The organism is Bradyrhizobium sp. USDA3010, from assembly GCF_056429065.1.
This window is the reverse complement of sequence record NZ_JBWJZD010000092.1, coordinates 1-7764: the sequence shown is the minus strand read 5'-3', so window position 1 is coordinate 7764 and position 7764 is coordinate 1. Positions and strand designations below refer to the sequence as shown.

The following is a 7764-nucleotide window of genomic DNA, read 5'->3' as shown; positions in this document are numbered from 1 at the left end:
ATCTTCGCCTTCATCGAAGGCTTCTACAACCGAACAAGGCTCCATTCCGCCGTGGGATATATCGCCCCGATCGAAATGGAGCTAAAAGCCGCCTAAACCAGTCCACTTTCTCGGGGGAAGATCAGACCGCGAGATAAGGGTATAGGGGGAATATGGTGGCGTTGACGAAACGCAATGTCATGTTCGCAACAGCTTGACTGTCTCTAGACATGATGGCGTCTGCTTCCGACCTAACACGCGCAGTCCAGGCGCGCGCTTCAGCAGAACTGCAGGCAAAAGGCGCTCCTCATCGTTGGCCTGGCTCTTGCTATCAACGATACTGTTGCAATGTGGCGAAACGCCAACTCGTTCAAACGCTCAGGAGGCCCGTATGAATTTCCGTCCGCTTCACGACCGCGTCGTGGTCAAGCGCATCGACGCTGAAGAGAAGACCGCCGGCGGCATCATCATTCCGGACACAGCCAAGGAAAAGCCCTCGCAAGGCGAAGTCATCGCCGTTGGCCAGGGCGGCCGCGACGAGACCGGCAAGCTGATTCCGATCGACGTCCAGGTCGGCGACCGTGTTCTGTTCGGCAAGTGGTCGGGCACCGAGGTCAAGATCGACGGCGAAGACCTGCTGATCATGAAGGAAAGCGACATCATGGGCGTTCTCACCGATGTGTTTTCCAAGAAGAAGGCCGCCTGACCCGGCTACGCGCACACCTCACCCCGGCGGGCGCCTGCCAGGCGCGCCGAAGGATGAGAGAATCAAACGAAGGAATTGTTTATGTCAGCCAAAGAAGTCAAATTCGGAGTAGACGCGCGCGACCGCATGCTGCGTGGTGTGGACATCCTCGCCAACGCGGTACAGGTCACGCTCGGTCCGAAGGGCCGCAACGTGGTGCTCGAGAAGTCGTTCGGCGCTCCGCGCATCACCAAAGACGGCGTCGCCGTCGCCAAGGAGGTCGAGCTGGAGGAGAAGTTCGAGAACATGGGCGCCCAGATGGTGCGCGAAGTCGCCTCCAAGGCTGCTGACGCGGCTGGCGACGGCACCACCACGGCGACCGTGCTTGCAGCCGCAATCGTGCGCGAAGGCGCCAAGTCGGTTGCCGCCGGCATGAACCCGATGGACCTGAAGCGCGGTATCGACCTCGCGGTCGAAGCCGTCGTTGCGGACCTCCAGAAGAACTCGAAGAAGGTCACCTCGAACGATGAAATCGCCCAGGTCGGCACCATTTCGGCCAACGGCGATGCCGAGATCGGCAAGTTCCTCGCCGACGCCATGAAGAAGGTCGGCAACGAGGGCGTGATCACGGTCGAGGAAGCCAAGTCGCTGGAGACCGAACTGGAAGTCGTCGAGGGTATGCAGTTCGACCGCGGCTACATCTCGCCCTATTTCGTCACCAACGCCGACAAGATGCGCGTTGAGATGGACGACGCCTACATCCTGATCAACGAGAAGAAGCTCTCCTCGCTGAACGAGCTGCTGCCGCTGCTCGAGGCCGTGGTGCAGACCGGCAAGCCGCTGGTCATCGTCGCCGAAGACGTCGAAGGCGAAGCGCTTGCCACCCTGGTCGTCAACCGCCTGCGTGGCGGCCTGAAGGTCGCGGCCGTCAAGGCTCCGGGCTTCGGCGATCGCCGCAAGGCCATGCTGCAGGACATCGCGATCCTGACCGGCGGCCAGGCCATCTCGGAAGACCTCGGCATCAAGCTCGAGAACGTCACGCTGCAGATGCTCGGTCGCGCCAAGAAGGTGATGATCGACAAGGAAAACACCACGATCGTCAACGGCGCCGGCAAGAAGGCCGACATCGACGCCCGCGTTGCCCAGATCAAGGCGCAGATCGAGGAGACCGCCTCGGACTACGACCGTGAGAAGCTGCAGGAGCGTCTCGCCAAGCTCGCGGGCGGCGTCGCGGTGATCCGCGTCGGCGGCTCGACCGAGGTCGAGGTGAAGGAGCGCAAGGATCGCGTTGATGACGCGATGCATGCGACCCGTGCGGCTGTCGAGGAAGGTGTCCTGCCGGGCGGCGGCGTCGCCCTGCTCCGTGCCTCCGAGCAGCTCAAGGGCCTGCGCACCAAGAACGACGACCAGAAGACCGGCGTCGAGATCGTGCGCAAGGCGCTGTCCTGGCCGGCCCGCCAGATCGCGATCAACGCTGGCGAAGACGGCTCGATCGTGGTCGGCAAAGTCCTCGAGAACGAGCAATATTCCTTCGGCTTCGATGCCCAGACGGGCGAGTACAGCAATCTCGTCACCAAGGGCATCATCGACCCGACAAAGGTCGTGCGCATCGCGGTCCAGAACGCGTCCTCCGTGGCAGCTCTGCTGATCACCACGGAAGCGATGGTCGCCGAACTGCCGAAGAAGGCCGCGGCGGGTCCCGCAATTCCTCCCGGCGCCGGCATGGGCGGTATGGATTTCTGACTGCGCCTCTCAAAGCGCCGACACATGCGGAGCCCTGGCAGGAATGCCAGGGCTTTTCAGCTTCGGGCGAACCATCCAGACACCATTTGAGCTGGATCGGCAGGTGGCGTCGAGAGCCGCATCGGTCATCCATGCCAGCAGCGGTTGGCCCGATCAAGCCTCGTCTGACGTATCCTCCGCGCCTCGGCATGGTAAAAAAGGAGCCCAGCTTGTGACGGCCCCCTGGCTTGCGGGCCATTCGGCTTGACGAAGCCGCCTCTGTTCATTCGAGTCTTTCGAAGAACCTCATCTGAGCAGACGCATATCTGGTGCCAAGCTACGGCTTTCACCTTCCGCCTACATTTACAATTCTGATGCGGAGTCCGAGGCGCCAGATACCATTCCTGGCTTCGGTCTGACATCTCGTCGCCAAATGAAGAGGCCCCAGCGGGGATTCTCCGCTGAGGCCAGATTGAGGTTGCCGAACCGCTGGTCGCCGAAATCAGCAGCCGTACGTTGGGCTGAAAAAATACGAAATGAAAATTACCTGCCCATAGCAGCATGATCTGAAAAAATTGGGGGTCCGAAAATAACAGGTGTGAATCCTCTTGAGAATTGTCACATCTATAACGGCGGTATCATAGTCCCAACCTTCCAATTTCGCTTATCGGCTCCCGTTTCCAAGGGCAAACACTCAAGCTCGAGCCCCGCGCACCCAGTTCGTGGGTGGACACGTCAATCCGCTCTGGAAATGCGCGCAAAGTCGGCCGACTTTGAAGCAAAGCAATGAGCCGCCGGGGCAGCGGTCTTGTGTTGTCCAATGCTCCCAACTCATCCTCGCAACCCGAGCTGAGCCGAAGGCCCGGCATCGGCGAGCCACCGCCCTCACCGACCGCTGGCGACACTCGGTCAGCCACTTCTCGACCCGGCCATTATTGTTGAGTCCCAGACTGCGGATTGCTTGACGCGCCCGTGTCCTGATTTATTGAATTGTTTGGCTTGGCTTCTGGCGACGCAGGACCTGAACCAGCCCCTGATGTTCCTTCACTGCTTTCCGTCCCGTTCATTGCTTCAAACACAGACGTTCCATGCGGACCAATGCTCATAACGACAGGTCTGCCGTCCCGTAACTTCGCCTGAACAACGAACGACCTCGCAACTGCTCTGACGTCTGTAAAGCCGGCGTCCTGGAGGTGTTGTCGAATACGGCGGCTTCATCCCACGCCGACCTGGCGCACCGAGAGCCTCGGTTCTCCATCAGAGCCGAAGTTCGCAAACGAAGCCTATGACCGCCTGCACCTAAGATGCGGATGAACTCTTCTTTTGTAGATCAAGCCAACTTGTCAGCTAGCGTTTTCAGCGCGTGGCTGAGAGGACGCGCAAGCTCCCCGAATACGCGGCCTGGCTGTAACCTTTCGCCGATGGTAGCCGTCCGTCCGGATGTCTTCGCGGATTTGCTCGCTCACCGACCGTACGACGCGTTTCTTCCGCCAGTTCCTGTTGAAATGGAGCGGAATGGAATCGCCCCGAGGAACGACGAGAAGGTCGTTCCGTTCGTTCACGTAGATATCGTACATGGATCCTCGCTCCCGACGAACATAGGCCGATGCTCAAGCGGTTTGGTGACTTTGACGACACAGTCGCGAGAAAGCCACATGAGCCGCTTTGCTCCTCGAGAGGGTGACAATCAAGCCGCCGCCTCCACGGCAATGCGGCGCCGAGCGTGAACCAACCAAGTCGCCGGGAGAATCCCGCACGCGGACATCGAAAGACGCCTCGGCGTCTTCCTCAAGTTCAATTTCCACGTCGGTCTTCAAATTACTCAGCATGCTGCGGCAAAACCTGCAACGTAGCAAGCGAGAGGAAGGCCTCGGGGTCTACAAGCAGCTTGCCGACCAACGTTTTGACGTCCGCTGGAAAACGGCCCCAGCACCTCTGGGGGCCAAGGGCCGGTACCGGGGCGGCCATCTTGCCTGACTCAGGGATAAGAGACGGGCGGCTTGAAAATAAAGAGCGGGCCAAACTGGGCAGATAGCATATGTGAATCTCGGCACGCTTTCCAACGAGAAGCGATCGTAGCAGACCTTGCACCCCCGCCTGAACTGGATGCGCGCCAATATTCTTTCCACCAAAGCGGCGGTTGACTCGCTTCTGAACGTTGGGCCCCCCTCTGTCGCGAGGTCGGCGCAGCGTCTCGGTTCGACATTGATCGGGCCGGACTTCGTAAAGCTCGATGTGGGGAATCACCGGTGCCAGTCCGCGGGACGGTCCGGGTCGCCGTGTGGCAGACCGTAAGTCCGATCAAGACTCTTCCGCTTCGCAGAACTCTGCTGAGAGACCGGTGCCACGAGCCTGCTGCACGTCGTTCGTTCATCGGAGAAGCGGATGGACCAACGCCAGGCGCCACGTTCTAATGCGGAGTAAAGGGGTCCTCAGAACCGGCGGTGCGCTCTGACCGGGCGTCCTGTTGCCAAGCGTCCCCCGCACAAATTATGGGCTCTTTTATCCCAATCTTGGCCCCTGTCTTCTTTCCAGAGCCACACGCGACGAAATAGCCGATCTTTTTGTCTCTCTGGGTGCGGCGTCAGTCCATGCGGACGCCGTTGAGGAGCTCCGCGGCCTCGATGAGACAAACGGTGCCGTGCTAATCTATGCAGGCTGGCTCACCACATTGGGATTAGCGCAAGCTGTCATGACTGATGGCACTTTCACTGCCTTGGACTGTGCCACAGCGGCGGCTGATCTGGTCAGCACCGAACTAGCTGCTGTGCATTCTCGCGCGCCGACACGCCTAAGTGTCGAACGCCGCACTCGTGCCAGCCAGACGCTGGCCAATTTTCTTCAAGACGCGGCCTGCTCCATCCGTTCCCCTGTTCTCACAGACGATTACCTCAAATTGGTACAATATGTCTAACGTCCAGCCACGAGGTGGAGCGAAGGCGATCTGCCACACAGGCATTGCGGATGCGCCGAGTCTCACCTCGACCATGACCTGACCTTGTCAGCGACAACAAGCCGCCGACCACGCAAAGCTGCCGGTTCATGATGGCGCATCGCGTCAGCCTTGAGATGCTCCATCACCGCCCCGCCGGACGAAGGATCCACAATCGCGCGGCGGGGGACTTTCCGTTGAAAACGATCGGGTGGCTCCTGCAGCATTTTCGCTCTGGACCGTTGCTTGCTCTCGGCGTCCGCATTTGAGACGACGTTGAACGGCATACGCTTGCTAAGGCTCGTACCCGTGCAACAATCCCTACTTCACTGAACCCATGCTCAAAATCGACTTGCATTTCATCTTTTCTGTTGATGCCTACGACGAAGCAAGCGTCGCTCCCCTGCTGCCCCTTCTGCATGTCTCGTAAGACGAACGCGAATAACCTTCACACCCGCTCGTTACTGAAATGAAGGAAGTTACAGACGTCAAAGTACTTTGCTTCATTCAAGCGGAATCCAAATGCCGATATTCGGCTCGTCAGAACAGATGGATCGAAAGCAAACGCCTGGAAGCCGTTCGAGCAATCTAATCGGACGTAGTCATCTGTCCGCACGACAGCCTGAACGTTTATCCCGCAAAGATCATAATATTCTAGCCGCGCCGCGGTCGCTGTCTCGCTGGTTGAAAAGAGCGACAACGCGAGATCAAAGGGCGTCCGGCACATTAGCGTGAGAAATTCCATTGGACGATCCATGGTGCCAAGAAAATTGAACGGCAGAATGCAAAGCACTCTTCCGTCATATCGCCGCATGATCTCACCGACCAGACGCCTTCTTTTAAAGAATTTGTTGGCCTCGCAGCGGACAACAGCCCCGTTGTCCTCCTTCAATCTTCGTGCACGAGGTGGATTGATATCGATACCAAGGTAATCACTGTCATCGTCCTTGATACCGATAAGGCGGTAGCAACTGCAACCGACCTCAATAATTAACCGGTATGTGGTCGAACGCAGGAGCTCAAGACAGAAGGCTCTCTCACGTTCATGGAACTGACGCACCCGAGCGGTGAAGTAGCCCGGACGCATGAGACGTATGCCTTCGTCGCCCAGATAGATCGCTCGATTCACTTGGCGAGATCGGAATGCAGAGGAGTTCACTGGCGCCTCATCTCATTCCACTTGCCCGAAACATAAAGTCTGCGACATCGGCGTCCGATCGCTGTGGTCAGTTCATCGCTCAGCATGTTCGCGGCCAAAGCCACATCTGCGACCGTCTGCTCGGGGCAGATCAGGTCGACTATTGTACCCGGCGCAGTCGAACTCTCGGGCAGATCCGTCACATCGATGCTGATGAGATCCATCGAAACGAAGCCGACGATTGGCGCGCGAGCACCACATATGAAGACATGACCTCGATTGCCGAGGCTACGCGGGAACCCATCTGCATAACCAATAGAGGCGGTCGCGACACGCATCCGTCTCTTCACTGGGTACGACCTGTGGTATCCGATCGCTTCGCCGACCTTTACCCTGCGACATTGAATGATTCGTGTTCGCAGGCGGACGACTTGCGATGGCCTGAAGTCGGGATCACCGGATATGGAAAGGCCCAGAATTCCTCCGCCCGACCGTATGAGGTCGAAAGGAAATTCACATCCCGCAAATAGTCCCGCGGAGTTCGACAGCGAAAGGATGGCTTTGGGAAACAGATAGGTGAGTTTACGGAACTGATACAATTGTTGCCGACTGATTTCGTTGCGCCACTCCGCGCAGGCGAGTTGGCTCATGAACAACACGACAGGCAGATCCGACAGCACCTTTTCATTCTCGGCGGCTTTTTGCAGTTCATCTATGGGAAACCCCAGTCGAGACAAGCCCGTGTCGACATGGATACCTGCGGGTAACAGCCGGTTGCGAAGGCGGCAATGCCGAAGCCATGCGTCCAGCTGTTCCCTGCTGTTCAGGATCGGCAGCAAATCATGGTGCTCAATAGCCGCCTCCAAACCAGGCATAGCTCCGTGAAGCAGGTAGATCTTCGCAGATAGTGGCAGTACCTTGCGCAAGGCCGCGCCTTCTTCCACATCGGCCACGAAGAAATGCCCGCAGCCAAGCCGCGCAAGAAACGGCGCTATGCGCGGCGCGCCGAGGCCGTAGGCGTCTGCCTTGAGAACTGCGCCGCAAGCGCTTTGGGGCGCCAGCATCCGAAACTTCCGGTAGTTAGATTCTATCGCGCCGAGATCAACAACCATGGTCGATCTCGATGTGTTGGCATAACCGGCATCTGACGGATTATCAGAGAGATTGGAATTGAGACCAATCGTGAGCGTCACGAGAGGATCACGGGTGCCTGGGCTTGACTTGCGCGGAATGCTCTGGATAGCGCGGTCGGGATGATTGACGCCGCCGGCGCGCGGTGATGGGTTGATCCCGGTTCGGAGCGGGCAA

4 protein-coding genes are annotated in these 7764 nt (G+C 58.6%); 2 read left to right on the top strand and 2 right to left on the bottom strand.

The genetic code is table 11. The features are described from left to right. The first annotated feature begins 370 nt into the window (after positions 1-370). Together groES and groL are read left to right on the top strand one after the other, a co-directional pair. Complete coding sequence (gene groES / locus AC066Y_RS42655) at positions 371-685, top strand: co-chaperone GroES (protein ID WP_050421352.1); 315 nt, start codon at positions 371-373, stop codon at positions 683-685. A gap of 81 nt (positions 686-766) precedes the next feature. Further along, positions 767-2407: a chaperonin GroEL gene (groL, locus tag AC066Y_RS42650; protein ID WP_478279066.1), complete on the top strand. Its 1641-nt coding sequence runs from the start codon at positions 767-769 to the stop codon at positions 2405-2407. Positions 2408-5766: 3359 nt separating this feature from the next. Here the strand turns inward: groL and AC066Y_RS42645 are convergent. Continuing rightward, positions 5767-6477, bottom strand: a complete 711-nt coding sequence (locus tag AC066Y_RS42645) for a hypothetical protein (protein ID WP_478279065.1) — start codon at positions 6475-6477, stop codon at positions 5767-5769. After that, positions 6474-7764 (bottom strand): alanine racemase (alr, locus tag AC066Y_RS42640; RefSeq protein WP_478279064.1); only part of this gene is annotated, 1291 nt, incomplete at its 5' end. The genes alr and AC066Y_RS42645, both read right to left, overlap by 4 nt.

Bases quoted from the DNA above. Each gene is read 5' to 3' on its own strand.
- groL (WP_478279066.1), top strand. From the start codon at position 767: ATGTCAGCCAAAGAAGTCAAATTCGGAGTAGACGCGCGCGACCGCATG.
- groES (WP_050421352.1), top strand. From the start codon at position 371: ATGAATTTCCGTCCGCTTCACGACCGCGTCGTGGTCAAGCGCATCGAC.